A 26,968-nucleotide genomic window follows, 5' to 3' on the forward strand; every position below is an offset into this window, starting at 1 on the left:
GATGAACTTCATTTTTCGCGTCATTCTTCTGCTCCTGGGGTTGGTTTTCGCGGCCAGCCTGGCGGTGGCGGTCACGCTGTTGGCCGCTGTGTGGGGCGTGCGCTACGCCTGGGGCCGGATCACGGGCAAGCCCGTGACGCCCTGGATGGCCTCGATGGGCGGGCGCTTCGACCCGCGCTCGGGCTTTGAGCGTTTTCGCAATGCGGCAAAGCCGGCCGAACCCAACGCCGCGGACGTGGCCAATGCGCGCGCGCGCGGCGAATCGGTGCGCAGCCCGCTGTCGCTGCGTCCGGCCGGCGACGTGACCGACGTGCGGGCCCGGCCTGCTCGCGGCGAGTAAGCCGCCCCCGCACCGATCAGGCGCGGTACAGCGCCTCGATTTCTTCCGCGTAAGCCTTGTAGATGCTGGAGCGCCGCACCTTCATGGTTGCGGTGACTTCGCCGTCGTCGTGGTCCAACTCTTTTGTGAGCAGGTGAAAACGCCGGATCTGCGACACCTGCGCGAGCTTGTCGTTGCCGCGTGAAACTTCCGATTCGATGAGCGCGCGCACGCGCGGCTCTTCGACCAGCGAGCGGAAATGCGTGAACGGAATGCGCTCCGCCTCGGCCCACTTGCCCACCGTTTCGTAGTCGATCTGCAGCAGCGCGCCGACGAACTTGCGTCCGTCCGCCACCACGATGCATTCCTTGATGAAAGGGCTGCCCTTCATGGTGTTCTCGATTTCCGAGGGCGTGAGGTTCTTGCCGCCGGCCGTGATCATGATGTCCTTGAGCCGGTCGACGATGCGCAGTTGGCCGTCTTCTTGCCGCACCACGTCGCCCGTGTACAGCCAGCCGTCGCGTATGGACGCGGCGGTGGCCTCAGGGTTCTTGTAGTAGCCCTCGAACACCATGTCGCCGCGCACCAGCAGCTCACCCGCTTCGCCGATGCGGTGTTCGGTGCCCAGCGTGGGCACGCCGACGGTGCCGACTTTCACGGCATCGCGGCGATGGCCCGCGATCATGCCGGTCGATTCGGTGAGCCCGTACACCTCCACCAGCGGCACGCCCAGCGTGCGAAAGAAGCGCACCACGTCGGGCGGAATCGGCGCCGCGCCGGTGAGCGCAATGCGCGCGCGCCGCAGGCCGATGAAGTTCTGCAGCGCGCGCAGCACCGTCCAGTAGTGCAGTGCGAAGCGGCCGCGCTCGGCCACGGTCCATGTGTTGCGCGGCTTTTCGGCCAGCGGCGCGCAGGCGGCAATCGCACGGTTGAACAGCGCACGCTGCAGCCGGCCGGCCTCCTGCATCTTGATGCTGATGCCGGCGTGCAGCTTTTCCCAGATGCGCGGCACGCCCAGGAACATGGTGGGCGCGACTTCGCGCAGGTCTTCCTGCACGGTGCGGATCGATTCGCCGAAGTTCACCTGCGAGCCCAGGTACAGCGGCACAAAGGCCGTGAGCATCTGCTCGGCCACGTGGCACAGCGGCAGGTACGACAGGTGCGTGGTGTCGCCGTCCAGCGCCAGCCGCTCGACGATGCCGGGCACCACGCCGCGTATGTTGCGGTACGAGATCATCGCGCCCTTGGGCTTGCCGGTGGAGCCCGAGGTGTAGATCATCAAGCCGATGTCGGCCAGCGTCTGGCGCTCGAGCGCGGCGTCGACGAGTGCGGTGCCGTCGCGCGCCTCGGCCTCCGCGCCGGCCTGCTCGACTTCCGCGAAGGTCGAGACAAGCGCGCGCACCTCGGGCGGGTAGCTCGCCAGGCCCTTGGTCTCGATCACCACGATCCTGCGCAGGCGCGGCAACTGGTCGATGGCGTGCAGCACCTTGTCGGTCTGCTCCTGGTCCTCGCAGACGATCACTTCGATGTCTGCATGCGCGACCACGTAGGCCACCTCGTTGCTCGGGCTGGTCGGGTACACGCCGACGGTGACGGCACCGGTCAGCCCCGCGCCCATCTGCGCGATGAGCCATTCGACCCGGTTCTCCGAGATCACGCCAAGGTGGCCGCCCGGCGCAAGGTCCATCGCATGCAGCCCAAGGCCGAAGTGCGTGGCGCGCCGCAGGTAGCCGCGCCAGTCCAGCGGATGCCAGATGCCGAAGTCCTTTTGGCGGATTGCGATGCGATGGGGCCGCAGCCGCGCCTGCTCGCGCAGCATCTGCGGCAGGGTGAGCGAGGGAAGCGCAGCATCGGTCATGAGAGCCAGCGCTTGCGGCGCTTGTAGTGCTTCAGCGCGCGGAAGCTGCGCGACTCGCCGCCGCCGCCCACGCCCAGGTAGAACTCGCGCACATCGGGGTCGGCAGCCAGACGCTCGGCGCTGCCGTCGATCACCACCTTGCCGCTTTCCATGATGTAGCCCGTGTGCGCAATGGCCAGCGCCACGCTCGCGTTCTGCTCGACCAGCAGCATCGAGGTGCCGCGCTCCGCATTGATGCGCGCGATGATCGTGAAGATGTCCTCCACCAGCTTGGGCGAGAGGCCGAGCGAGGGCTCGTCGAGCAGGATGAGCTTCGGTTGCGCGACGAGCGCGCGGCCGATGGCCAGCATCTGCTGCTCGCCGCCGGAAAGGTAGCCTGCCAGGCCCTTGCGGCGTTCGTGCAGGCGGGGGAAATAGGCGTACACATCGTCGAAGTTGCGCGGGGTTGCGGTGCCTGCGCGGCCTGTCAGCGCATAGGTTGCGGCCACGAGGTTCTCCTCGACGGTGAGGTCCTCGAAGATGCGCCGGCCTTCCATCACATGGCTGAGCCCCCGCCGCACGAGTTGCTGCGGCGCCAGCTGTGCGGTGGGTGCACCGTCGAACACGATGCGGCCCGCCTCGACCTCGCCGTCCTCCAGCGCCAGCAGCCCAGACACCGCTTTCAGCGTGGTCGACTTTCCTGCGCCGTTGCTGCCCAGCAGCGCCACGATCTGTCCACGCGGCACGGCGAGCGACAGTCCGCGCAGCACCTGCACGACCTTGTTGTAGACCACCTCGATGTTGTTGACCTCCAAGACAAGGTCAGCCCTTTCGAAGGCGGGCGCAGCCGCGGACAGGTTCATGGTTCAGTTCAGCGAGATCCAGTCCGAGGCCGCCACCATCTTCTGCGCCTTCATGTCGGCCTTGTAGACGCGGCCCACCGGAATCGAGTTGCCCTTGATGGTGATTGGCGTGCCGACGATGCCGCCGGTGTCGAAGTTCTTGATGGTGTTGAGCGAGGCCTTCAGGTTCTTGCCGTCCAGCGGCTTGCCCGCATCCAGCGTGCGCTTGGCCGCCTCGGTGAACAGCATTGCGGTGAGAAAGCCCTGCGTGTAGGCCGTGCTCTGGTACTCGGGGCGCAGCGCACGGATCTTGTCGAGCATCGGCGCCTTGGCCGAGGTGTCGTAGTAGTAGCGGTAGGGCATCACGCCCATGAAGCCGTCGGCGCCTTCGCCCATCTTCATGACCGTCGAGCTGTCCATCGTCCAGAAAGTGCCCATCCATTTGCTGGTCATGCCCATCTGCTTGCCCTGCTGGATGAACTCGGGAATCGGCGCGAGGATGTAGCCGTGGAAGATGGTGTAGTCAGGCGCGGCCCGGCGCAGCTTGATGACTTCGGTCGACACGTCGACGCTGCCCGGCGGTGTCATGAGCTTGACCGGCACGGTGAGGCCCAGCTTCTTGGCGGCCGCCTCGCTGGCCTCGATCGGGTCGCGGCCAAACTCGGAGTCGGAGTACACGAAGGCCACCTTGGCACCCGGCTTCTCCTTGGCGATGTGGCGCAGCAGGATGCCGAACTGTTCGGTGTAGTCGGGCCCGACCAGGAACTGGTTGGGGTACTTGGCGGAGTCGTTCAGCTCGGTTGCAAACGATGCGCCGGCCATCAGGATCTGGCCGTTGCGGTCGAGCTCGGGGTTGATGGTCTTGGAGAAGCCGGTCGAGTCGCCGTAATACAGGTTGACTTTGTTCTGGCTCGTGATCTTCTTGAAGGCCGCCACCGACACGTCGACCTTGTAGCCCGTGTCTTCGGGCACGTAGCGCAGCTTGCGGCCCTTGATGCCGCCCGCGTCGTTGACGATCTTCACGTAGTCGGCAATGCCGGCATTGATGCCGACGCCCGCGAAGGCGAACACGCCGGTCATCGGAATCGAGCCGCCGATGACGATGTCTTCGTTACCCTGCGCGCTGGCAGCAAATGGAACGGCGGCTGCGAGGCCGGCGGCAATCAGCAATGCGCGGCGGTGCTGGAAAAGCTTCGGTGTCTTGGGCATGCGTGTCTCCTGCGGTCTAGTTACGGAAGGGCCATAGATGAAAGAAGCGGCGGATGCGCCGCCACACTTCTGCGAGCCCATGCGGCTCGAACACCAGAAATCCGACGATGAGCAACCCGAACACGACGGTGCGCACGGGTGAGAGAAACACGGTCATCTCGACACCGCCCGGCAGCAGGTCGACCACCAGCTTGAGCAGTTCGGGCACCATGGTCATGAACACCGCGCCGAAGATCCCACCAAGGATCGTGCCCATGCCGCCGACGATGATGGCGGCCAGGAAGAAGATCGACATCAGGAGCGGAAAGCTCTCGGGCGTGACCACGCGGAAGAAGTAGGCCCACAGCCCGCCGGCCACGCCGGCATAGAACGACGAGAGACCGAACGACAGCAGCTTGTATCGCAACAGCGGAATGCCGAGCACCTCGGCCGAGATGTCGCGGTCGCGGATGGCAATGAAGGCACGGCCCACGCGGGTGCGAAACAGATTGGCGGCGCCCAGCACCATGAGCACCATTACGGGCACGATCACCCAGTAGAGGCGGAACGACGTGTCCAGCGGCAGCCCGAAGAACTGCGCCGGCGGCAGCGAGAGGCCCGAGGTTCCGCCCGTGAGCTTGAGGTTGGCGAACAAAAAGTGCGCAATGAATGACGCGGCAATGGTTGCGATGGCCAGGTACAGGCCCTTCACCCGCAGCGAGGGAAGGCCGACGACCAGCCCGCCGAGCATGGCGACGATGCCGCCTGCGACGATGTTCAGCACGAAGGGCGTGCCCAGCCGGGTCTGCATGATGGCGACGGTGTAGGCGCCCAGGCCCATGAACGCCGCCTGGCCCAGGCTCACCAGCCCGGTGTAGCCGGTGAGGATGTTGAGGCCCGTGGCGCTGGCCACGTTGATTGCGACAAGGCAGGCGAGATAGAGCCAGTAGTCACTGGCCATGAACGGGAACAGCACCAGCAGGGCTGCGCCGATTGCCAGCCATGCCTTCTGGGTGCGTGAGTCGAACAGCGCCGCATCGGCTGTGTAGCTTTGCTTGAGGGTGCCTATGCGCATCGGTTTTCCCTCTGCTTGTGTTTTTTGCGTTGCTGCTCGGGGCGCGTGCAAAGGCCACCGGGTACTCCCCTCCGCGAATGTCCCCCGCCTTCGGCTCCTCCTTTAGTTCGCTGCGGGGAGCACCCGATGCCCTGTGCATTGGGGCGCGCTCGTGGTGCAACGCTGATCAACGACCGGCGCGTATGACGCACACGTCGATGGGGTGCCTTGCGCAGCGAAATAAAGGAGGAGGCCGCAGGCCGGGGGACATTCGCGGAGAAAGGTACCCCGTCGGCGGGTGCGCACCCCGGACAGCATGCCTCACGAACACAAGAGGACGCCATCTCAAAGCCTCTCGATCTCATGCGTGCCGAACAGCCCATAGGGCCGCACCATCAGCACGAGCACCAGCACGATGAAGGTTGCCAGAAGCTTGTATTCGCCGCCGAGATACGAGCCCGCGAGCGCCTCCACCAATCCGATGAACAGGCCGCCGACCAACGCGCCCAGCACGCTGTCGAGCCCGCCTACGATCACCACCACCAGCACCGACAACCCGAACACGCCCATCGACGAAGAGATGCCGCCGATGGCGCCGACGATGATGCCGGCCACCGCGGCGATCATGGCCGAGGTCACCCATGCGAGCGAGAACACGCGGGGTACGTTGATGCCCATCGAGTACGCCGCGGCCTGGTCCGACGCCGTGGCCCGCAGCGCCACGCCGCCGCGCCAGAAGCGGAACAGCAGCAGCACCAGCCCGATCAGCACCACGGCAATCAGTGCGCCATAGGCAATCTTGGGGGCGAGGAACGCGTCGCCGATCATCACCGGTGCGTTGGGCAGGAACTCCGGCAGCCGGCGCTGGTCGGCGGTCCAGATGATCTCCACCAGCCCCACCAGGATGGACGCGAGCCCGACCGTGACCATGAACACCGAAATCGGCGGCTCGCCCAGGAGCGGCCGGATCATGGTGCGTTCGATCACCGCGCCCAGCAGCCCTGTGCCGATCACCGAGCCCAGCACCGCGAGCCAGATCGGCAGCGAGAAGCTCGCGGCGAAAGCAAAGAACAGGTACGCGCCGACCATCAGCATCTCGCCGATGGCGATGTTGACCACGCGCGTGGCCTTGTAGACCAGCACGAAGGCCAGCGCGGCCAATGCATAGAGGCCGCCGCCCGCGATGCCCGTGAGCGCGATTTCGAAGAGATAGGCCCAATCCATCATGCGGCCGCCTGCGCCATGGACTCGCCGCGCAGCTTGCGCCGCAGCTCGCCGACATCGCCCGCGCCCAGGTAGGCGCGAATCACTTCGGGGTCGGCCTGCACCTGCGCCGGCGTGCCCTGCGCGATGACCTGGCCGAAGTTGAGCACCACCACGTGGTCCGACAGGTCCATCACCATGCCCATGTCGTGCTCGACCATCAGCACCGTGACGCCCCACTCACGACGCACGTCGAGGATGAAGCGCGCCATGTCTTCCGTCTCTTCGCGGTTCATGCCGGCCACCGGCTCGTCGAGCATCAGCACCTTGGGCTGCATTGCCAGTGCGCGCGCCATTTCCACGCGCTTTTGCAAACCGTAGGGCAGGGCGGCCACGGAGGCGTGGCGGATGTGGTCGATCTCGAGGAAGTCGATGATCCGTTCTTCCACGTCGCGGCGCAGCTCGGCCTCTTCGCGCCGCGCCCGGCCCAGGTAGCAGAGGGCGTCGAACACATTGGTCTTCAGGTGTGCATGCCGGCCGAGCTTGATGTTGTCGAGCACCGTCATGCCGCGGAAGAGCGCAATGTTCTGGAAGCTGCGCGCCAGCCCGAGCGCCGCCCGCTTGGGTGCGGGCAGGCGGGTGATGTCCTCGCCCTCGAACAGCACGCGGCCCTGCGCGGGCTTGTAGAAGCCCGATATGGTGTTGAAGAGCGATGTCTTGCCCGCGCCATTGGGGCCGATCACCGCGGTGATCGAGCCCGCGGCCACGCCGAAGCCCACGTTCGTCAGCGCCTTCACGCCGCCGAACGAGAGCGTCAACGCCTCGACCTGCAGCACGGTGGAGGCAGAGGCGGGAGAGGCGTCCCGTGAGGGCTCGTCAGGCATGGCTCGCAGGGTTGGGATAGGGTCAGGGTTTGTGTCCAGGGCAGAAAAGCTACTGGCCCGTAAAATTCCTACTGGCGGGTAATGTCACAGTTCGCCGCATCGCGCGGCATCAGGACTTTCCCCGCCCGCACAAACCCCCATGCCCCGCCCAGCCCTCATCGCATCCTCCACGGCTTCTCCCTGGGAGCCCGCGGACAAGCGCGCGCAGCAGCGCGAGCTCAAACGCAACGCCGTGCTGCAGACGGCCGCACAGCTCTTCAACGAACGCGGCTTCCATGCCACCTCGCTCGACGACATTGCCGAGCGGCTCAACGTCAGCAAGCCCACCGTCTACTACTACGTCGAGAGCAAGGACCAGATCCTGCTGGAGTGCGTGAAGATTGCGCTCGATCTCATGCAGGCCGGCATCGACGAGGTGCGCGCCGCAGGCGGCAGCGCCATCGACCAGCTCAAGGCCTGCATGCGCATCTACTCGAGCGTGGTGACGCAGGACTTCGGCATGTGCGTGATCCGCATCGGCGAAGACCCGCTGCCAGATCCGCTGAAAAAGGAGCTGCGCGGCCTCAAGGCCGGTATCGACGGGCAGTTTCGCCGGCTCATCGCGGAAGGCGTGGCCGAGGGCTCGCTCGCGCCCTGCGATCCGAAGATGGCGGCCTTCATGCTGGCCGGCGCGCTCAGCTGGATCGGCCGTTGGTACCGCCCCGACGGCGACCTCACGCCCGACCAGATTGCCGACCAGGGCATCGAACTGCTGTTGAATGGCGTACTGCATCGCCCGGCCGCCGGCGCGCGCCGAAAGCCCGCCGCGGTAAAGGTCCGGTGAGCGCCCGCCCAAACGATCTTTTCCAATCCAGGAGACCCATCCCATGACCCAACGCGACATCTTCGTGGTCGGCACCGCCCGCACCGCCATCGGCACCTTCGGCGGCTCGCTGAAGGATGTGCCCAACACCCAGCTGGCCACCACCGCCGTCAAGGCGGCCATCGAGCGCAGCGGCGTCGCGGCCGATGCCATCGGCCACGTGGTGATGGGCAACGTGATTCCCACCGACGTGAAGGACGCCTACCTGAGCCGCGTGGCGGCCATCGACGCGGGCTGCCCCATCGAGACGCCGGCCTTCAACGTCAACCGCCTCTGCGGCTCGGGCCTGCAGGCCATCGTGTCGGCGGCGCAGGCCATTGCGCTGGGCGACTGCGACATCGCCATCGGCGGCGGCTCGGAGTCGATGAGCCGCGGCCCGTACTTCGACACCTCGGCCCGTTACGGCGCGCGCATGGGCGACGCGGTGCTGGTCGACTACATGCTCGGCATCCTGCATGACCCGTGGGAGAAGATCCACATGGGCATTACCGCCGAGAACGTGGCGGCGCGCTACGGCATCACGCGCGAGCAGATGGACGAGCTGGCCGTGGCCAGCCAGCAGCGTGCCGCCGCCGCCATTGCCGCGGGCCGCTTCAAGGAGCAGATCGTTCCGGTGGAGGTCAAGACGCGTAAGGGCGTCGTGCTGTTCGACACCGACGAGCACGTGCGTGCCGACACCAGCATCGACACGCTCTCGAAGATGAAGCCCGCCTTCAAGAAGGACGGCCTCGTGACCGCCGGCAATGCCTCGGGCATCAACGACGGCGCCGCCGCCGTGGTGCTGGCCGAGGGCGGCCGCGTGAAGGCGCTGGGCCTTAAGCCGCTGGCGCGCCTGGTCGGCTACGCGCACGCCGGCGTGGAGCCCGCCTACATGGGAATCGGTCCGGTGCCCGCCACGCGCAAGGTGCTGGAGCGCACGGGTCTGAAGGTGGCCGACTTCGAGGTGATCGAGTCGAACGAAGCCTTCGCGGCGCAGGCCTGCGCGGTCATCAAGGAGCTGGGCTTCGACCCGGCCAAGGTCAACCCCAACGGCTCGGGCATTTCGCTCGGGCATCCGGTGGGCGCGACCGGCGCGATCATCACCACCAAGGCGATTGCCGAGCTGCACCGCACGGGCGGCCGCTACGCGCTGGTGACGATGTGCATCGGCGGCGGCCAAGGCATCGCGGCCATATTCGAACGGGTTTGAAGGCACACTTGCGGGCATGCTCCGCCCACCCATCCTGATCGACCCCGACGAGGTCGAGATCAGCGCCATCCGGGCGCAGGGCGCGGGTGGGCAGAACGTCAACAAGGTGTCGAGCGCGGTGCACCTGCGCTACGACATCCACGCGAGTTCGCTGCCCGCCGACGCGAAGGAGAGGCTGCTCGCGCTGCGCGACAGCCGCATCACGCAGGAGGGCGTTTTCGTGCTGAAGGCGCAGCAGCACCGCACACAGGAGATGAACCGCGCCGACGCTCTGGCGCGCCTGCAGGCCGTGGTCGATAGCGTGGCCACGCCGCCGCGCGTGCGGCGCCCCACCAAGCCCACCTACGGCTCGAAGCAGCGCCGGCTCGAAGGCAAGAGCCAGCGCTCGCAGATCAAGAACCTGCGCGGGCCGGTGCGGGACTGACCGGCTTGCTGCCGCGCAGCCGCTTGACCTGCAGCGTCACGCCAATCAGGTACAGCGCGCCGAGCACCGCGGTGATCGCCTTGAGCTCAGGCGCATCGGCGTTCGGCAACAGCGGGGCGTCCAGCGGCAGGCGCGTCAGGGTTTCGGTAAAAGCCGGAATCCAGTGGAACATGAAGCTTGCCGAAAACGCCGCGGCTTCGATGTAGCGAGACGCCTGGCCGAAGAAGGCGCCGCGCCCAGCGGCCGCCCCTACGGCGAGCGCCGCGAGCGTGAGAATGCCCAGTGCGTGCGGCTTGCCGAAGCCGCCGTGCTGGAAGATGCCGAAGCCCGTCAGGCAAGTCAGCACGGTGGTCCACACGAAGATCCGGCCCCAGCCGGTGCGCAGGGTGATTTCCTTGTAGCGGAACAGGGCGATCAGCCCCGCGATCACGGCGATCAGGCTGATCGCGGTATGAACAATGCCAAGGGACGTGAGTCCCAGCCATCCTGTCGCTGCCATGCCGGATCTCCTCGGAGTCGTGGTGGGGCGATTCTGTCCGGGCATGGGCAATTTGTCTCCATCATTAAGGCCCCGCTAAGCTGGCGGACACGAGCCGCAAGCACAATAGGCGCCATGAGAGCCCTCTTTTGCCGCGCCTTGCCGGCTTTGCTGCTTGCCCTGGGCGCACTGGCCCTGACGGGGTGCGGGCCGGCCTCCGACGGCAGCCCGGCTGCAATCGGCGCGGTGCAGGAGCTCAAGTGGGAAGAGCTCGTTCCCAAGGACTGGGACCCGACCAGGCGCTACCGCAACATCAGCCTGGAATCGCTGCGCGACAACGATCCGCGCGCGGTGCAGATGCTCGACGAGATGCGCGCCGTCTGGGACAACGCGCCGGTCAACGTGGCGCTCGACGGCACCGCCGCGCGGCTCTCGGGCTTTGTGGTGCCGCTGGACAACACGCAGGGCGGTATTCGCGAGTTCTTGCTGGTGCCGTATTTCGGTGCCTGCATCCACACCCCGCCGCCGCCCGCCAACCAGATCGTGCACGTGATCGCGTCCGATACGGTGAAGGGCCTGCATGCGATGGACACAGTGCGCGTCAGCGGGCTGCTGAAGGCGGCGCGTTATTCCTCGGCGGACATGGGCGTGAGCGGCTACGAGATCAAGTCGGCCTCGGTCGAGCCCTTTGTCGCGGCGCGCTGAGCCTCGTCAGCCCATGCGCTGCGAAAGAAAATCCAGGAACGAAGTGATCCGCGCCGACAGCTGCGTGTTGCGGTAGTACACCGCATTGACCGGTTGGCGCACGTCGACCGTTTCCTTGGTCAGCACCTGCACCAGTGCGCCGCTCGCGCGGTCGGCGCCGGTCATGAAGTCCGACAGGCAGACGATGCCCGTGCCCGCCAGGGCCAACTGCCGCAGCGTTTCACCGCTCGATGCGGCGAGCGTGGGCGTGATGGTCCACTCGTCGCCATGCACGCTGCGCAGCGGCCAGCGGTTGAGCGATTCGGGCTGCGTAAAACCCAGCAGTGCGTGGCCGCCCAGGTCTGCCACCTTGCGCGGCTTTCCGTGCGCCTCCAGGTAGGCCGGGCTTGCGAGCACGCGCAGCCTGTGCGTGCCGAGCGGGCGGGCGTGCAGCGTGGAGTCGCGTAGCGGCCCGATGCGGATCGCAATGTCGGTGCGGCGCTCCAGCAGGTCGATGGGCAGGTCGTCGGTGTCGAGCTCCAGGCTGATCTGCGGAAACAGCCGCCGGAACTCCGGCACCAGCGGCACGATGGCGTGCAGCATGAAAGGCGAGGCCGCGTTCACCCGCAAGCGTCCGGCGGGTTGCTGGCGGCGCGCGGCAAGCTGCTCTTCGGCTTCGTCGATGGCGTCGAGGATGGCGCGCGTGCGCAGCAGGAAGGCGGCGCCTTCTTCCGTGAGTTCGAGCCGCCGCGTGGTTCGCCGCAGCAGCGTGGTTTCCAGCTTCTGCTCGAGCCGGCTCAGCGCGCGGCTGATGCCCGACACCGTCTGCGAGAGCTGTTCTGCGGCCGCGGTGATGGAGCCGGTGTCCACCACGGCGCGAAACGCGACCAGTTCTTCGATGGTGGTCTTCATTGCAAGAAGTGCCGCCTGTCAGGCGACGGCTTCGCCCTGTACCGGCGCGGGAGGCACAGCTTCGGCGGCCTGCGTCAGCGCCGCCAGTGCCTCTGAATCGGTGCGGTAGCTGAAGAGCATCGGCCCGGGCGCGAGCAGTCCGGCACGCTCCAGCACCTGCATCGCGGGCAGCTTCAGCCCGCTCAGATGCAGCCGGACGCCCTTGGCTTCCATCATTCGCCGGATGGAGCCGAACACTTCGGCCCCCGTAATGTCTATGCGATTGATGGGCTGGGCGAAGAGGCACACGTCCGTCAGGTCAGGCCGCTCGGCCAGCGCGACCGTGAGCGCGCGCTCGAGCGTGGAGGCCGATGCGAAGTCGAGCTCGGCATCCATGCGCAGCGCGTACAGATGCGGCGCCAGGGGCGGCAGTTTCCAGAGATTGCGGTCGCGCAGGCTGCCGTCGGGGTGCAGGCCCACCTCGATGATGCGCGGATGCAGGTGGCGGTACATGTAGTGAGCCAGGCTCGCGAGCAGCCCGCCCAGCACGCCCCAATAGATGCTGGGCGCCGTGGCAATCGTCAGCACGAAGGTACCGAACGCAATGCCCGCCTCGATGCGCGACACGCGCCAGAGCGCGGCAAAGCTCGCCGGCTTGACCAGCCCGAGAATGGCCGTGACCACCACCGCCGCCAACACCGCCTGCGGCACGTGATAGAGCAGCGGCATCAGCCACAGCAAGGCGCCGGCCACCACCGCCACGCTGAACAGCGTCGCCCACCCGGTCTGCGCGCCCGCATACAGCGTGATGGCCGAGCGCGAGAACGACGAGCTGGTGGGAAAGGCGCCGGAGAAGCCCGAGGCCAGCTTGGCCAAGCCTTGGCCGATGAGATCCTGGTTCTCGTTCCAGAGCGTGCCGGCGCGCGCGTTGTCGACCTTGGCGCTCGATGCGGTCTCGAGAAAGCTCACCAGCGTGATCATCAGCGCCGGCAGCACGAGTGCGCCGAGCGTTGCTGGCGGCAGAACTCCCGGCCAATAGAACGAAGGCAGGCCCGAGGGCAGGCTGCCCACCACCGCGCCGCCACGCAATGCGTAGTTGAGCGCCCAGCTGATGGCCGCGGCTCCAGCCACCAGCGCCATGGTGGTGGGGAAGCGCGGCGCCAGGCGCTTGCCGAGCCACAGCACTGCAATGCTGCCGAGCCCGAAGGCAACGGCCACCAGGTCGGGCGGCGGGCCGCCCTGCAGCACCTGCGGAATGGTGCGCCCGGTGAAGCCCAGCAGCGCCGGCAATTGCGAAATGGCGATGAGCACCGCGGCACCTTGCGTAAAGCCGATCAGCACTGGCGAATTCACCAGCCGCAGCAGCCAGCCGAAACGCCCGGCGCCCAGCACGACCTGGATGGCACCCGAAATCAATGTGAGCCACACCGCCATCGCCACCCATTCGGAACTGCCGGGCACCGCCAGCGGCGCAAGCGATGCGCCCACCAGCAGGCTCGTGAGCGCCGTGGGCCCGACCGACAGCCGCTGCGATGAACTGAAGATCACCGCGACAAGCGCCGGGAAGAGCGCCGCGTAAACACCGGTGACCAGCGGCATGCCCGCCAGGGCGGCGTAAGCCACGCCTTGGGGAATGACCATCAGCGCCACGGTAATGCCCGCCATGGCCTCGTTGCGCAGCAGCGCAGCCGAGGGGCGCGGCCAGGCGAGGCAGGGAACCCAGCGCGAGAGGCGTTGGCGCAGGGAAGAAGAGGGGGAGGCTGCCGGATTCATGAATAAGGATGGGCACTCTGTTCCGGCGTCAGCTTACCCCCGGCGCCGTGCGCTGCAGCCGGTCGCGCTAGGCCCTGCGAAAGAGCAGCACCGAGTTGGTCCCGCCGAAAGCGAACGAGTTGCTGATGGCGGCCTGGAGTTCAGGCGCGGCGGTTTCGCCGGGCTTGACCAGGTTCAGGCTGCAAGCGGGATCGATCGCGCTGCAGTGCGCGTTGGGCGGCAACTGGCGACGATGCAGCGCAAGCACGGTGATGACGGCCTCGACCGCACCGGCGGCGCCGAGCATGTGCCCGTGCAGCGCCTTGGTGGAGCTGACGCGCAGATGTTCGAGGTCGTCGCCCCAGACCTCCGCGAGCGCATTGCGCTCGACCACGTCGCCGATGCGCGTGGCCGTGCCGTGGGCGTTGCAGTAGCCCACGTCGCGCGGCTGCAGGCCGGCTTGGCGCAGGGCGGCGCGCAATGCACGGGCCTGCCCGGGGGCGTCGGGCTTGGTGAGGTGCGTCGCGTCGCTGCTGAGGCCCCAGCCCGCGAGCGTGGCGTAGCTGCGGGCGCCGCGGCGGCGGGCGCGCTCGGCCGATTCGAGCACGACGAACGCCGCGCCCTCGCCGAGCGCAAACCCGTTGCGGTCGGCCGCGAAGGGGCGTACGGCGCCGGCTGCTTCGCCGGGCTGGAAGGTGGCCAGCGTCTGCATGGCCTGCCATGCCAGCACGACGCCCGGCACGATGAGCGCCTCGCTGCCGCCGGCAATCGCCAGGTCGACTTCGCCGCGTTGAATGGCCTTGGCGGCTTCGGCAATGGCCACCGACGACGAGGCGCAGGCGACCGAATAGGTGAGCACCGGCCCCTGCACGCCGTTGCGCATGGCCACGTGCGCCGCGGGAGCGTTGGGCATGAAGGCCGGAATGGTGAGCGGCGGCACGCGCATGCCACCGCGGTAGGCCGCCTCGAGCGCCGCGGCGCCGCCCATGCCGCAGCCGGCGTAGACGCCGATGCGCTCCGGGTCGGCGTCTGCACGGTCGAAGCCCGCATCCTGCAGCGCGAGGTCGGCGGCCGCTACCGCGAGCTGGCTGACGCGGTCGACGCCGGCGAGCTGCAGCTTGGTGAACCAGCGTGTTTCGTCGAAAGCCACGGTGGCCGCGGCGGCCGGCTTGGGCAGGTCGGGAAAGATCGGGCGAATGGCCGACTGGCCATCCTGCAGCGCCTGGAACAGCGCATCGGGCTCGCCGCCGTGCGGCGCCATGACGCCCAGGCCGGTAACGCAGACCTCGTGGTTCACGCTGCCTTCGCGGCCCTGACCTTGTCGACGAGCAGCGCCAGTTCGCCCAGCGTGTCGATGTTCGCGTCGTCGTCGGGCATGGTGATGCCGAAGTGGTCTTCGATGGCAAACAGGAACTCGGCCAGTGCGAGCGAGTCGAGTCCGCCGGTTTCGCGCATCGATGCGTTGGGATCGAGCTTCGACGGTTCGATACCGTACTTCTCGTGGATCAGGTCCTGCAATTCCTTCAGCGAACTCATCGTGCGATGCCTGTTGTCGTGTGCCGGCCGCTGATCGATCGCCACCCCTCAGGGTGCTCCATGGGATCGACCCCTTCCTCGCTCGGCGTGTGGGTCAGTGATGGCCAATGATATCCGCTCCCACCAAAGTAGTCGGCCGGTTCCGGTAGGCCGGCCGCCATCGCAGGGAGGGGAGCGCAAAGGCCGTTCCCAGCAGCGCGCCGGCCACTGCGTCGAGCACCACGTGCTGCTTCACGGCCAGTGTCGAGTAGGCAATGGCGGCAAACCAGATCCAGTTGACCACACGCAGAAAGACTGGCGTGCGCGCCTCGCGCAGCACGTGGTCCAGGCGTATGGCCGTGAAGATGGCCACGGCCACGTGCATCGAGGGGCAGGCGTTGCCCGCGGCATCCACACCCTGCAGCATCGCAAAGCCCGGGTAGCCCGACACGTCGATGGTGAGCGGCGGTATTTGCGTGGGCCAGAAGTAGAAGAGGCCCAGGCCCGTGAGGCACAGCGCGCCGATCCACAGTCCGTAGACCACCAGCTCCCGAAAGCCCAGTTGCAGTCCGGGCGCAATGCCGACATAGAACCAGAGCGAGAGGTAGGCGCCCAGCGTGTAGGGCTGGAACGGTATCAGGTGGTCCAGCGCCGTGAGCGGCATCACCGTGACCGGGTACGCCGGGTTGCGCAGCAGATGGAAATAGCCGATGAAGAAGAGCCAGGTAAAGGCCGTGGTGCCGATCGCCTTGAGCCAGAAGAGGGAGCGGATGCGCTCGCCGACGTCTGCGGTCCAGGTCAGGGGTCGGTGCGATCGGGAAATGGGCGCCATGGGGCAGGTCGGTCGGGGTCCGTGGTTTCTTGAGCCCGCCGATCTTGCCAGAGCGCCATGACGGCTTTGCGTGATTCCAAGCGCTCAGGCGAGCGCGGCCGATCGCTTCCGGTGCTGGAACGAGGTTGGCGAGCGCCCCGTCGCTGCCTTGAACATGGCGCAGAACGCGCTGTCGGTCGCATAGCCGCTGGCCGCGGCCACCTGGCTCACGGCCATGCCGCGCGCCAGCAGCGGCAGCGCATGCGCCATCACGGCCTGCTGCCGCCATTGCTGCCAGCTCATGCCGAGCTGGTCGCGAAAGAGCCGCGCTACGGTGCGCTCGCTCGCGCCGATGGCGGCGGCGCGCTCGGCCAGCGTGGCCCGGTCGGCGGGGTTGCGCAGCAGCGCTTCGCAGAGCTGGCGCAGCCGCTTGTCGGTGGGCAGCGGCACGTCGATGCGTATCTGGGTGGCACGTTCCAGTTCGTCGACCAGCAGCGGGGCGATCATGCGTTCGCGCTGCGGTGCATGCGGATCGGCGGGCGGCAGGCCATCGGGCGTGGTGTCGAGCGCGAGCATCAGCGCGCGCAGCAAGGGACTGATTTCGAGCACCTCGCACTTTTCCCACGGCGGGCCGAGCCAAGCATGCAGATAAACGGTGCGCAGCTCGGCATCTTCGATCAGCATGATGCTGTGCGGCATGTTGGCCGGCACCCAGACTGCGCGAGAGGGCGGCACGATGTAGCTGCCGTCCTGCGTGCTGAGCCGGATCACGCCGCGGGTCGAGAAGGTGAGCTGCGGCCAGGGGTGCTGATGCAGTTCGACGAAGGTGTCTGCGCTCAGGAAATGTTCCTTGGCGCGCAGCGGACGCACCGCGTCGGGTGCGTAGAGGTGCGGCGTGAGCGAGGCGACGCTGGTGACCGGTGCCACGTTCGGGCCGCGTGGCTTGGCGGCGCGCGGGCTTGTGGAATCGGTTGAAAAAGAGGTGGAAACGGCGCTTGGCATGGTTTCGACAAATGTTGTCGCTGTATCGCCATTCTGCCGCGACCTGCGGGCATAGCATCGGTGCCTGCCCGGTTTTTTGTAGCAATCCATGTCTTCAACTTCCTCCCCGACAGCCACCCCTTCCACCAGCCTGCGCAGCGATGCCCAGCTGATCGGCCTCGTCGGCCTAGCCCATGCCATCAGCCACTTCAGCCAGCTGATCCTGGCGCCGCTGTTCCCCTGGCTGAAGGACGCGTTCAACGTGAGCTACACCGAGCTTGGCGCGGTGCTGACGGTGTTCTTCGTGGTTTCGTGCGTCGTGCAGGCGGCCTCGGGCTTCATCGTCGACAAGCTCGGTCCGCGGCCGGTGCTCTTCGTGGGGCTTGGGGCGCTGGCGCTGGCGGCTTTCGGCTATGCCATGGCCCAGAGCTACTGGATGCTGCTGGCCTGCGCGATCGTGGGCGGCATCGGCAACGGCGTGTTCCACCCGGTCGACTACACGCTCTTCAACCGCAAGGTCGCGCCGACGCGGCTCGGCCATGCGTATAGCGTGCACGGTATCACCGGCAGCTTGGGCTGGGCGCTGGCACCGGCTTTCGTGGTGCCGATTGCCATCGCCTTTTCTTGGCGCGTGGCGCTGGCATCGGCAGGTGCGCTGGCCATCGTGGTGCTGCTGGTGCTCTGGGTTTACCGCAGCGTGCTGTCGCTCGATGTGAAGGCGGTGCAAAAAGCCACCGGCCACGGCGAGCCCGCGCCCATCGGCGGCGAGTTCGACTTTCTGCGCATTCCGGCCGTGTGGATGTGCTTCGGCTTCTTCTTTTTGTATGCCGTCGTGATCAGCGTGGTGCAGACCTTCGCGCCGGTGGCCGCGGGCCATCTGCACGCGGTGCCGGTGGCGCTGGTGGCGGTTTGCCTGACGGTGTACATGGTGGCCAGCGCGGCCGGCATGGTGGCGGGCGGCTTTCTCGCTTCCGATCCGTCGCGCTGCGAGCGCATCGTGGGAACGGGCTTCGGCATTGCGGCGGCCGTGGCGCTGGTGCTGGCCTTTGCGCAGTTTCCGCCGGTGCTGGTGCCGGTGCTGTTCGGCGTGATGGGTTTCGTGTCCGGCGTGGCCGGGCCTTCGCGCGACCTGCTGGTCAAGCGATCGACGCCGCCCAACGCCACGGGGCGCGTCTACGGCGTGGTGTATGCGGGCCTCGATATCGGCCAGGCGCTGGCGCCGCTGGTGTTCGGGCGGCTCATGGACCATGCCCAGTACACGAGCGTGATCGTCGGCCTGGCGCTGGTGCAGGGCGTGCTGATTGCCAGTGCCTTCAATGTGACGAAGGTGCGCCGCACGGCACTGGTGCCGGCCTCGGCCTGACGCGTCGGGCGCCGCCAACATGGCGGTAAGCATGCGGTCGATATCATCGGCCGCATGCAGGCCTTGTATGTGTATGTGATCGCCGGCGCCGTGCTGGCGGGCTTTGTGCAGGGCCTGTCCGGTTTTGCGTTCGGCCTGGTGGCCATGTCGGTCTGGGCCTGGACCCTGGAGCCGCAACTGGCCGCCGTGCTTTCGCTGTTCGGCGCGCTCACCGGCCAGGTGATTGCGGCGGTCACGGTGCGCCGCGCTTTCGACAGGCATGTGCTGTGGCCCTTCGTGCTCGGCGGGCTGGTCGGCGTGCCTTTCGGCGTGTGGCTGCTGCCGCACCTCGATCTGGTGCTCTTCAGGGTTTGCCTCGGCGTGCTGCTGGTGCTGTGGTGTCCTGCCATGCTGATGTCGCAGCACCTGCCAAAGGTGACCTTCGGCGGACGAATCGCCGACGGCATCGCGGGAACCATCGGCGGCGCCATGGCGGGCATCGGCGGCTTCTCGGGCACCATTCCCACGCTCTGGTGCACCTTGCGCGGCTTCCAGCGCGACACGCAGCGCGCGGTGATCCAGAACTTCAATCTCTCGATGCTGCTGGTGGCGTTTGCAATCCACCTGGCGACCGGCAGCATCGGCCGTTCGATGGTGCCGCTGCTGGGCGTGGTGGCGCTCGCCGTCGCGGTGCCGGTGCTCTTGGGCGCGCGGCTCTACATCGGCATCAGCGAGGCGGCGTTCCGCAAACTGGTGCTGGGGCTGCTGACAGCCTCTGGCGTGGCGATGCTGGCTTCGGGCGTGCCTGCACTGTTGCAGCGCGGCTGAGCCGCCGGGTTTCGCCTCTACGCGGTGGGCAAAATCTCGCGCACGCGCGCCCATGGCCGGCACATCAGCGTGCCGCGCGGAGAGACCACGATGGGCCGCTGCAGCAAGATGGGGTGGGCGACGATGAAGTCGAACAACTGGTCGTCTGTCCATTTCGGGTCGGCCAGCTTCAGCTCTTCATAAGGCGCTTCCTTCGTGCGCAACAGGTCGCGCGCGCCCATGCCCATGGCTTTTGCCAAATCGCGCAGCTTCCTCTTCGATGGCGGTGTTTCCAGGTAGAGAACGATCTCGGGTTCCACGCCGCTCTCGCGGATCAAGCCCAGCACGTTGCGCGACGTGCTGCAGTTGGGCTTGTGGAAGATGGTCATCGGATACGCAGTGGTCGGGGTGCGTGCGGTCATACGTCGTCGTCAGTCTTTCTGCACCTGCGGGTCCAGCGAAAAAGGAAAGCGCTCCGCCCAGAAATCGCCCAGCCGGGGATCGGCGTCCACGCGCCGCACCACCTGGGCCATGCGCGGCGCCACGCGGTAGAAGCGCTTTCGATGCGGCGTCCAGCGCGACAGCACGGTCACGTAGAGGTCGAGCATGCTGATCTTCTCGCCGAGCAGGTAGGGCGCGGGTTCGTCGATCTGCGTGTCCATGAGGTGCCAGCAGTGCGCAATGCGCTCGGCCGAACGTTCGAGCATCGCAGGCTGGGCTGCAGGGTCGGGCGTGAGCCGCGCCGGATCGTCGCGCACCCAGTACAGCGAATAGATGGCCGCCGGCAGGTAGACCATCCAGCGCAGATAGCGCGCGCGCAGCGGATCGTTGGGCGCGGGGCAAAGCCCCGCCTCCGGATAACGATCGCCAAGCCAGATCAGGATGGCCGCGCTCTCGGTCATTACCTCGCCCGAAGGCAGCACGAGTGCGGGCACCTGGCGCATCGGGTTGATGCCCGACACGCGCTCGCGCTCGGATTCGCCCTCCCACGGAGAGACGCCGACGGTGTCGACCTGCGCACCGATCAGCGTCAACGCCGCATGAACGGGCGTGGCGCCGGAACCGGGCGCACCGTAGAGGGTGTAGCGGTCGTTCGAAGGAGCGGATGAAAAAGTCATCCGCCCAGATTACTGCAGCAGCCTGCCGCTTGTCACGCGGTGGCCAGCAGCGCGTCGACCTTCTTCAGGCCTTCGAGCGTCTTCACGCAAGCCTCGGCCACTTCGGTGCCCTTGACGGCAAAGTGGCGGTGGAAGTACTTGCGATGCTCCACATGCTCATGGAAATGGTGCGGCGTGAGCACGGCCGAGAAAATCGGCACGTCGGTTTCGAGCTGCAGCGACATCAGCGTGCTGACCACGGTGCTGGCCACGAACTCGTGGCGGTAGATGCCGCCGTCCACCACCAGCGCGCAACCCACGATGGCGGCGTACTTGCCCGAGTTGGCAAGCCGTTTGGCGTGCAGCGGAATCTCGAAGGCGCCGGGTACATCGAACACGTCGATGAGGTCGCGCGCCACGCCGAGCCGTTCCATTTCGGCAAGAAAGGCGTCCCGCGCCTGGTGGACGATGTCGGAATGCCACTGCGCCTCGACAAAAGCGATGCGCTCGCCGCGCGGATTGCCCGACGCGTTGATGGCGGAAAGGGGAAGGTCGTTGATCTGACTCATGGTGTGCCTCTTGAAAGCAGGTTTCCTGAATCAGGGCGCACGAAACCGCACGCCAGACCACGCGCCATTGCACCGGAGACGGCAAAGCGCGCGGACCAGCCCGCATTTTCGCGCTCTCTTTCATCCGGACTGTGACCGTCGGCTTCGGAATTGCACCGAAATCTGCTGACCCCGCAGCCTGTTTGTTGCAGGCCGCGGGCGCTCGCGGGCTCGTGCGGCCCATCTCTCGAAGAAGCCGCCATTACCGCCGGTGGGGAGTTTCACCCCGCCCTGAGAACGCTTGCCGTCCGGCATGCCGGGCGACGGCGCGATTCTAGGAGCGAGCGGCGGCGTGGGTTGTCGCCGGTGCGCCAGACCTTCCGCGACGCGGGGATTTTCTTTGCGTGGGTGCGACGGCGCTCAGCGCCTGGCGAGGAACTGCGTCATGCGCTGCAGTTCGTCGTCTAGCGCCGCACTGAAGGCCGCATCGCGCGGCTTGCGGCCGACATAGCCGAACGAAGGCTGCAGCCGGCCTTCGGGTGCAGTGACGTTGGCCCAACCTATGACTCGGTCGTGCCAAAGCAGCGGCAGTGCGTAGTAGCCGAATCGCCGCTGGGGCGCCGGCGTGTAGGCCTCGAACTTGTATGTCCAACCCCACAGCAGCTCGAAGCGGCGGCGGTCCCACACCACGGGGTCGAACGGTGCGAGCAGGCGCACTTCATCATCAGACGCGTGGCGGCGCGAGGCCGGGTTCTCGCCGGCCGGCCAGTACCAGATGGTGCCGTCGATGCGGCAGCTTGCAAGCTCTTCACGCGCAAGGCGCAGCGCCGCCTGCGTCTGCGCCGACAGATGCGGGGCGCCGTAGTCGAGCAGCCGCACGAGATACGTCAGGCTCGCAGCCGGCAGCGGTGCGTATTTGCGCACCACCAGGTCGATGAGGGCGGCGGCGCGTTGGGCACGGCCGGCGGGGCTTTCGTCGGCGGGCGCATGCGTGACGGCTTCGTAAACACGCGTGCCGCTGTCGCGCCGCACCACGCGCAGCATGCCGCGATAGTGCAGCCCGTCCAGCAGCCGCGTCGTCGCATTGCTGGAGCCGCCCCAGTAGTTCTTGACGCTGCCATGTGCAAAGTGCTGTTCGACTTCACGCGGATGCACCGGCCCGCGCTCGCGCACGAAGGCCAGCACATCGGCTGCCTTGCGGCGGGTATCCGCGTCCCATGGCTGCCTGGGTTCGCGCGGATGCATCAGCGCCAAGTGCTCGCGCGGAAGAAAACCGTAGTTGACGAGGCAGTCTTCCTCGATGGCCAGGCGCGTGTAGCGGCTTTCAAGATCGCCCGCGCGGTAGTCTTTTACGCGGTGGCGCAGCGTCAGGTCTTGCGCGCGTGCAGGGGCTCGGATCGGGTCTGCCTGAACAAAGCCGAGCTGGCGGATCGCGCCGGGGAGGGTGGTGGGCTTGAAGAGCGTGCGGGCAATTGCATAGCGACGCAGGTCGTCGAGGGTCGGGGTAGCCATGGGCGAATTGCAGCACAAGTGGCTGTTTTTCGTAGCGCTGCTGCTTCGGGGCGCGCCCCCGCCGTCGGGGTACCTTACTCCGCGAATGTCCCCCGGCCTGCGGCCTCCTCCTTTATTTCGCTGCGCAAGGCACCCCGCCAGCGGGTGCGAGTTCAGAGCACTGGTTGATCAGCCGTACACCAGTGGCGTGCCCCAGTGCACAGGGCATCGGGTGCTCCACGCAGCGAAATAAAGGAGGAGGGGCGCAGCCCCGGGGACATTCGCGGAGGGGGAGTACCCGGTGGCCTTTGCACACGCCCTGAACACGATCCCGAATGCGCCCACAGGCAAAAAATTCAAACAGCCTGCTTATGCCGCTCAATACACACATCGAGCGTCTCGTCACCGCTCCGCTGCCACCAGTCGAGGTTCGAAAAGATCTCGACTTCGCTGAATCCCGCAAAGCCCGCCTCTTCGACCCAGCCGCGGATCTTCTTGAGTTCCACGACGCCGTCACCCATCATCCCGCGGTCAGACAGCAAGTCGCGTGTCGGCGTGAGCCAGTCGCAGACGTGGTACGCCAGCAGGCGCTCGCGGCCGGCGCGGGCGATCTGCTGCTGCAGCTTCGGGTCCCACCACACGTGATAGATGTCCAGCGCCACGCCCAGCATGCCGCTCTTGCCTGCATCGAGCTCGTCGCAAATGTCCAGTGCATGTTCGAGCGTGTTGATGCAGGCGCGGTCGGCTGCTTGCATGGGGTGCAAGGGTTCGATGGCCAGCGGCATGCCGACTTCGTGGGCGTACTCCAGCGAGGCGGCGATGCCGTCGCGCACTTCGCCGCGCGCACGGCCGATGTCCTTGTAGGCCGCTTTGCCGTCGAGCGCGCCGGGCAGCGCGCCGACCACCAAGACCAGGCAGGGCGCATTCAGCGTCTTGGCCTCGTCGATGGCGCGGCGGTTGTCGTCCAGCGCGGCCTTCAGGCCTGCCGCATCGGGCGCGGGGAAGAAGCCGCCCCGGCAATAGCCCGAGAGGCCGATGCCGTGCGCCTTCAACTGCGTCGCGATCTTGTTGAGGCCGACGGCGGCCACTTGATCGCGCCAAGGGCTGATCGCACGAATGCCGCGTTCGGCGCACTGGTCGATGATGCGGTCCAGCGGCACCTCGGCGCCCGACTGCTTGCGGATGGTCGCCGTATTGATCGACAGCCAGTCGTGGTTCTGCGAGAAATCGCGCATGAGCTTGCTCAGCCTTCCACGCCGTGCAGTGCCAGCAGCGTCTTCATTCGCCGCACCGCCAGTTCCGGCTGCTCCAGCAGGTTGGCCGCATCGGCCAGCCGGAACAACTCGGCAAAGTGCTGCAGCGACCGCGTGCTCTGCTGGCCGCCCACCATCGCGAAGTGCTTCTGGTGGCCGTTGAGCCAGGCCATGAACACCACGCCGGTCTTGTAGAAGCGCGTGGGCGCCGCAAAGATGTGGCGCGACAGCGGCACCGTGGGGCCGAGAATCGCGTGGAACTTCTCGGTGTTGCCTTGCGCCAGCGCGCCCAGCGCCGCACTTGCTGCGGGCGCGATGGCGTCGAAGATACCCAGCAGCGCATCGCTCTTGCCGTGCGTCGGCTCGCTGCCGAAGCCGTCACCGGCAATCAATTCTGCGTAGTTGAAATCGTCGCCGGTGTACATGCGAACACCTGCCTGCAGGCGGCGGCGCATCGCAATTTCCTTGTCCTTGTCGAGCAGCGAAATCTTGATGCCGTCCACCTTGTGCGGATGCGCAGCAATCACGGCGAGCGCCGTGTCCATGGCCGCATCGGTGTCCTTGTTGCCCCAGTAGCCCGCCAGCGCAGGGTCGAACATGTCTCCCAGCCAATGCAGCACCACCGGTTGCTTTGCCTGGCTCAGGATGCGGTCGTACACGCGCTCATAGTCGGCCGGGCTCTTGGCCACGCGGGCGAGGGCGCGGCTGGCCATGACGATCAGCTTGCCGCCAAGCGCCTCGATGGCGGCCATCTGCTCTTCGTAGCCGCGGATCACGTCGTCGACGCTCTTCACGTCGTCGATGTTCAGGTGGTCGGTGCCGCAGCCCGAGGCCACCAGCGCGCCGGGCACGTCCTTCGCCGCATCGAGCGAACGGCGGATCAGCTCGAGCGAGGTCGGCCAGTCCAGGCCCATGCCGCGCTGCGCGGTGTCCATGGCTTCGGCCACGCCCAGGCCCAGCGAGAACAAGTGGCGGCGGTAGGCGATGGTGGTGTCCCAGTCGACTGCAGCCTGTAGCCACGGGTCCACCGCGGCCAGCGGATCGGCCACCACGTGCGCGGCCGAATAGGCAATGCGGTTGAACTTGACGCCCGCTTCGGGCTTGACCGGCGCGGTGCCGCGCAGGGCGTAGGGCGCGAGCGAGCCGCTCGCGGTGGGAAGGGTCAGCGAAAGTGCCATGCTGCCTGCCTCAGACCTTCAGCGCGGGCACGTCGATCCAGCGGCGTTCCTTCCACGACTCGAGCGCGGCCTCGACCAGCTGCACGCCCTTGGCGCCTTCGGGCAGCGTCCACTTGTAGGGCTCGTTCTCGACCACGTGGCGAATGAAGTGCTCCCACTGGATCTTGAAACCGTTGTCGTACACCTGCGAATCCGGAATCTCCTGCCACTGGTCGAAGAAATTCATCATCTGCTTCTCGTCCGGATTCCACACCGGGCGCGGCGTGGCCACGCGCGATTGAGCCCGGCAACTCGAGAGGCCCGCCACGGCCGAGCCGTCGGTGCCGTCGACGTGGAAGGTCACGAGGTCGTCGCGGCGAACGCGCGTGACCCAGCTCATGTTGATCTGCGCAATGACCGGCTCGCCGTTGTGGCCGGTGAGCTCGCAGGTGGCGTAGGCGGCGTCGTCGGCGGTGGCCTCATAAGGCTTGCCGGCTTCGTCCCAGCGCTTGGGAATGTGGGTGGCGCCCAGGCACGACACCGACTTGACCTCGCCGAACAAGTTGTCCAGCACATAGCGCCAGTGGCACATCATGTCCAGGATCATGCCGCCGCCGTCTTCCTTGCGGTAGTTCCAGCTCGGGCGCTGAATGGGTTGCAGGTCGCCCTCGAACACCCAGTAGCCGAACTCCAGGCGCACGCTGAGCATGCGGCCGAAGAAGCCCGCGCGGCGCAGCATGTCGAGCTTGCGCAGGCCTGGCAGGAACAGTTTGTCCTGCACTGCGCCGTGCTTCAGGCCCGAGCCTTCGGCCAGGCGAGCGATTTCGACCGCTTCGTTCAGGTTGGTGGCAATCGGCTTCTCGCAGTACACGTGCTTGCCGGCGCGGATGGCCTTGGCCAGCAGCGTGGGGCGCATCTGCGTGGTGCCGGCGTCGAAGAAGATGGTGTCTTCCTTGTTGGCCAGCGCCGCGTCCAGGTCTGTGCCCCAGCGGGCGATGTTGTGCGTCTTGGCAAGCGCTTCCATCTTCTCGGCGTTGCGGCCGATGAGGATCGGGTCGGGCATGACCTTGTCGCCGTTCGACAGCGTGACGCCGCCATGTGCGCGGATCGCGCAGATCGAGCGGATCAGATGCTGGTTCATGCCCATGCGTCCGGTGACGCCGTGCATGATGATTCCGAGTCGTTGTGTAGCCATGTCTTCAGCCGAAAAAGAGTTGGGGAGAAAAGGGAGAAAGAAGAGGGCGGATTACTGCGCGGGCGTCAGGCCGGCAGCCTTGACCAACGCCGCGTTGGTCTTGATTTCGTCCTTGATGTAGGTGTCGAACTGCTCGGGCTTGAGCGTCCATGCATCGGCGCCCAGCTTCAGGAAGCGTTCCTTGACCTCGGGCGAAGCAAGCGCCTTCGCCACTTCGTCGTGCAGCCGGTTGACGATGTCGCGCGGCGTCTTGGCCGGCGCCATCATGCCGATCCAGAAGTTGAACTCGGAGCCCGGCACACCAGCTTCAGCGGTAGTGGGCACGTCGGGCAGCGCGGCAGCGCGCTTGGGCGAGCCGACCGCCAGCGCCAACAACTGGCCGTCCTTGATCTGGCCGATGACCGGTGCAATGGGCGAGAAGTAGTAGTCGACCCGGCCCGACAGCACTTCGGTCACGGCCTCTGCCGAGCCCTTGAACGGAATGTTGGTGGCGTCGATCTTCGCGGCCAGCTTGAACTTCTCGGCGTTGAGGTGGGTGGCGCTGCCCTGGCCTGCCGATGCGAAGTTGATGGTGCCGGGCTTGGCCTTGGCTGCCGCGACCAGCTCCTGCAGCGTCTTGATGTTCTTCGACGGCGAGATCACCAGCGCATTGGGTAGCGACGAGATGGGTGTGACCGCGGCAAAGTCGTTCACCGTGTCGAACGGGAGCTTTGCGAAGGTGGACGGGCTCACCGTGTGCGACGACGAGTGAATCATGATCGTGTAGCCGTCCGGCGCGGCCGTGGCCACTGCCTGTTGGCCGATGGTGCCGCTGGCGCCGCCCCGGTTGTCCACCACCAGCGTCTGGCCCATGCTCTGGCCCATCTTGTCTGCAATGGCGCGCGCAATGATGTCGGTGGTGCTGCCGGCCGCGAACGGAACGACCACGCGAATAGGCTTGTTGGGATACCCGTTCTGCGCCGATGCCAGACCGGGCATCAAGGCGGCGAGGCAGGTGAGCGTGGCGAGTGCAGTGGTGCGTGCAAGTTGCTTCATGGTTGTCTCCGTGCGGTCGGGCCGCCTTGTCTGATCGATTAATTCACCAATAAGTGAATTAGACAATTCTAGGAAGGCTGGCGCCGCGGCGCAACCGCCGCTGATTGGTAAATACCCGGGGATGGAGAA

The 26,968-nt window shown here is 66.8% G+C and carries 28 protein-coding genes and 1 riboswitch; of the genes, 7 read left to right on the top strand and 21 right to left on the bottom strand.

Features of this window, described 5'->3' with window-relative positions; all coding sequences use genetic code 11:
• Position 1: 1 nt before the first annotated feature.
• Positions 2–340, top strand: coding sequence for a hypothetical protein (locus M0765_RS18705; RefSeq protein ID WP_258505319.1), 339 nt, complete (start codon positions 2–4; stop codon positions 338–340).
• Positions 341–356: 16 nt separating this feature from the next.
• On the opposite strand, the gene M0765_RS18710 is transcribed toward M0765_RS18705, so the two are convergent.
• From M0765_RS18710 to M0765_RS18735, 6 genes are all read right to left on the bottom strand, one after another.
• Positions 357–2,177 carry an AMP-dependent synthetase/ligase gene (locus M0765_RS18710; protein WP_258505320.1) on the bottom strand — a complete coding sequence of 607 codons (1,821 nt, stop codon included), beginning with the start codon at positions 2,175–2,177 and terminating at the stop codon, positions 357–359.
• Positions 2,174–3,019, bottom strand: coding sequence for an ABC transporter ATP-binding protein (locus M0765_RS18715; protein ID WP_258505321.1), 846 nt, complete (start codon positions 3,017–3,019; stop codon positions 2,174–2,176). Before M0765_RS18715 ends, M0765_RS18710 begins: the two co-directional genes overlap by 4 nt.
• Before the next feature lie 3 nt (positions 3,020–3,022).
• Positions 3,023–4,207, bottom strand: coding sequence for an ABC transporter substrate-binding protein (locus M0765_RS18720; RefSeq protein ID WP_258505323.1), 1,185 nt, complete (start codon positions 4,205–4,207; stop codon positions 3,023–3,025).
• Between the two features lie 16 nt (positions 4,208–4,223).
• Positions 4,224–5,261, bottom strand: a complete 1,038-nt coding sequence (locus M0765_RS18725; protein WP_258505324.1) for a branched-chain amino acid ABC transporter permease — start codon at positions 5,259–5,261, stop codon at positions 4,224–4,226.
• Between the two features lie 324 nt (positions 5,262–5,585).
• Positions 5,586–6,467 carry a branched-chain amino acid ABC transporter permease gene (locus M0765_RS18730; RefSeq protein ID WP_258505325.1) on the bottom strand — a complete coding sequence of 294 codons (882 nt, stop codon included), beginning with the start codon at positions 6,465–6,467 and terminating at the stop codon, positions 5,586–5,588.
• Positions 6,464–7,327, bottom strand: coding sequence for an ABC transporter ATP-binding protein (locus M0765_RS18735; RefSeq protein WP_258505326.1), 864 nt, complete (start codon positions 7,325–7,327; stop codon positions 6,464–6,466). The genes M0765_RS18730 and M0765_RS18735 overlap by 4 nt, the downstream gene beginning before the upstream one ends.
• A 139-nt stretch (positions 7,328–7,466) precedes the next feature.
• On the opposite strand from M0765_RS18735, the gene M0765_RS18740 reads away from it, so the two are divergent.
• From M0765_RS18740 to arfB, 3 genes are read left to right on the top strand one after another with little or no spacing between them, the layout of a single operon-like run.
• Positions 7,467–8,150 (top strand): TetR/AcrR family transcriptional regulator, encoded by a 684-nt coding sequence (locus M0765_RS18740; RefSeq protein ID WP_258505327.1) that lies wholly within the window; start codon positions 7,467–7,469, stop codon positions 8,148–8,150.
• A 43-nt stretch (positions 8,151–8,193) separates the two neighbouring features.
• Positions 8,194–9,378 carry an acetyl-CoA C-acyltransferase family protein gene (locus M0765_RS18745; protein ID WP_258505328.1) on the top strand — a complete coding sequence of 395 codons (1,185 nt, stop codon included), beginning with the start codon at positions 8,194–8,196 and terminating at the stop codon, positions 9,376–9,378.
• A 16-nt stretch (positions 9,379–9,394) separates the two neighbouring features.
• Positions 9,395–9,802, top strand: a complete 408-nt coding sequence (gene arfB, locus M0765_RS18750; protein ID WP_258505329.1) for an alternative ribosome rescue aminoacyl-tRNA hydrolase ArfB — start codon at positions 9,395–9,397, stop codon at positions 9,800–9,802.
• Here the strand turns inward: arfB and M0765_RS18755 are convergent.
• Positions 9,771–10,301, bottom strand: coding sequence for a hypothetical protein (locus M0765_RS18755; RefSeq protein WP_258505330.1), 531 nt, complete (start codon positions 10,299–10,301; stop codon positions 9,771–9,773). The genes arfB and M0765_RS18755 overlap by 32 nt on opposite strands.
• A 114-nt stretch (positions 10,302–10,415) precedes the next feature.
• Between M0765_RS18755 and M0765_RS18760 the strand changes: the two genes are divergently transcribed.
• On the top strand, positions 10,416–10,985 hold the full coding sequence (locus tag M0765_RS18760; protein ID WP_258505331.1) for a DUF3299 domain-containing protein: 570 nt from the start codon (positions 10,416–10,418) through the stop codon (positions 10,983–10,985).
• 6 nt (positions 10,986–10,991) lie between these two features.
• Here the strand turns inward: M0765_RS18760 and M0765_RS18765 are convergent, their stop codons facing one another.
• From M0765_RS18765 to M0765_RS18790, 6 genes are all read right to left on the bottom strand, one after another.
• Positions 10,992–11,876 (bottom strand): LysR family transcriptional regulator, encoded by an 885-nt coding sequence (locus M0765_RS18765; RefSeq protein WP_258505332.1) that lies wholly within the window; start codon positions 11,874–11,876, stop codon positions 10,992–10,994.
• Between the two features lie 18 nt (positions 11,877–11,894).
• Positions 11,895–13,628, bottom strand: a complete 1,734-nt coding sequence (locus M0765_RS18770) for a SulP family inorganic anion transporter (RefSeq protein WP_258505333.1) — start codon at positions 13,626–13,628, stop codon at positions 11,895–11,897.
• A gap of 67 nt (positions 13,629–13,695) precedes the next feature.
• Positions 13,696–14,904, bottom strand: a complete 1,209-nt coding sequence (locus M0765_RS18775; RefSeq protein ID WP_258505334.1) for a beta-ketoacyl-[acyl-carrier-protein] synthase family protein — start codon at positions 14,902–14,904, stop codon at positions 13,696–13,698.
• Entirely contained in the window at positions 14,901–15,143 is a 243-nt protein-coding gene (locus tag M0765_RS18780; RefSeq protein WP_126748885.1) for an acyl carrier protein, read from the bottom strand. The genes M0765_RS18775 and M0765_RS18780 overlap by 4 nt, the downstream gene beginning before the upstream one ends.
• Positions 15,144–15,237: 94 nt before the next feature.
• Positions 15,238–15,954 carry a phosphatase PAP2 family protein gene (locus tag M0765_RS18785; protein WP_258505335.1) on the bottom strand — a complete coding sequence of 239 codons (717 nt, stop codon included), beginning with the start codon at positions 15,952–15,954 and terminating at the stop codon, positions 15,238–15,240.
• An 84-nt stretch (positions 15,955–16,038) separates the two neighbouring features.
• The gene (locus tag M0765_RS18790) at positions 16,039–16,935 is read right to left on the bottom strand and encodes an AraC family transcriptional regulator (protein WP_258505336.1); all 897 of its coding nucleotides are present in this window, start codon (positions 16,933–16,935) and stop codon (positions 16,039–16,041) included.
• 88 nt (positions 16,936–17,023) lie between these two features.
• Here M0765_RS18790 and M0765_RS18795 point away from each other — a divergent pair, with 88 nt between their 5' ends.
• Both M0765_RS18795 and M0765_RS18800 read left to right on the top strand, forming a co-directional pair.
• On the top strand, positions 17,024–18,277 hold the full coding sequence (locus M0765_RS18795) for an MFS transporter (RefSeq protein ID WP_258505337.1): 1,254 nt from the start codon (positions 17,024–17,026) through the stop codon (positions 18,275–18,277).
• Positions 18,278–18,331: 54 nt separating this feature from the next.
• On the top strand, positions 18,332–19,084 hold the full coding sequence (locus M0765_RS18800; RefSeq protein ID WP_258505338.1) for a sulfite exporter TauE/SafE family protein: 753 nt from the start codon (positions 18,332–18,334) through the stop codon (positions 19,082–19,084).
• A gap of 17 nt (positions 19,085–19,101) precedes the next feature.
• Here M0765_RS18800 and arsC read toward each other — a convergent pair whose 3' ends face one another.
• From arsC to M0765_RS18840, 8 genes are all read right to left on the bottom strand, one after another.
• Positions 19,102–19,485 carry an arsenate reductase (glutaredoxin) gene (gene arsC, locus M0765_RS18805; protein ID WP_258505339.1) on the bottom strand — a complete coding sequence of 128 codons (384 nt, stop codon included), beginning with the start codon at positions 19,483–19,485 and terminating at the stop codon, positions 19,102–19,104.
• A gap of 9 nt (positions 19,486–19,494) precedes the next feature.
• Positions 19,495–20,181, bottom strand: a complete 687-nt coding sequence (locus M0765_RS18810; protein WP_258505340.1) for a glutathione S-transferase family protein — start codon at positions 20,179–20,181, stop codon at positions 19,495–19,497.
• Between the two features lie 32 nt (positions 20,182–20,213).
• Positions 20,214–20,729 carry a 6,7-dimethyl-8-ribityllumazine synthase gene (locus tag M0765_RS18815; RefSeq protein ID WP_258505341.1) on the bottom strand — a complete coding sequence of 172 codons (516 nt, stop codon included), beginning with the start codon at positions 20,727–20,729 and terminating at the stop codon, positions 20,214–20,216.
• A gap of 108 nt (positions 20,730–20,837) precedes the next feature.
• A riboswitch (FMN riboswitch) is annotated at positions 20,838–21,011 on the bottom strand.
• Positions 21,012–21,128: 117 nt separating this feature from the next.
• Entirely contained in the window at positions 21,129–22,220 is a 1,092-nt protein-coding gene (locus M0765_RS18820; RefSeq protein WP_258505342.1) for a DNA glycosylase AlkZ-like family protein, read from the bottom strand.
• Between the two features lie 335 nt (positions 22,221–22,555).
• Complete coding sequence (locus M0765_RS18825) at positions 22,556–23,434, bottom strand: sugar phosphate isomerase/epimerase family protein (RefSeq protein ID WP_258505343.1); 879 nt, start codon at positions 23,432–23,434, stop codon at positions 22,556–22,558.
• An 8-nt stretch (positions 23,435–23,442) separates the two neighbouring features.
• Positions 23,443–24,630, bottom strand: a complete 1,188-nt coding sequence (locus M0765_RS18830; protein ID WP_258505344.1) for a dihydrodipicolinate synthase family protein — start codon at positions 24,628–24,630, stop codon at positions 23,443–23,445.
• Between the two features lie 10 nt (positions 24,631–24,640).
• On the bottom strand, positions 24,641–25,804 hold the full coding sequence (locus M0765_RS18835; RefSeq protein WP_258505345.1) for a Gfo/Idh/MocA family protein: 1,164 nt from the start codon (positions 25,802–25,804) through the stop codon (positions 24,641–24,643).
• A gap of 51 nt (positions 25,805–25,855) precedes the next feature.
• Positions 25,856–26,839 (bottom strand): tripartite tricarboxylate transporter substrate binding protein, encoded by a 984-nt coding sequence (locus M0765_RS18840; protein ID WP_258505347.1) that lies wholly within the window; start codon positions 26,837–26,839, stop codon positions 25,856–25,858.
• Positions 26,840–26,968: the final 129 nt, after the last annotated feature.

The sequence above is a fragment of the Variovorax sp. S12S4 genome (genome assembly GCF_023195515.1).
Classification (GTDB): domain Bacteria; phylum Pseudomonadota; class Gammaproteobacteria; order Burkholderiales; family Burkholderiaceae_C; genus Variovorax.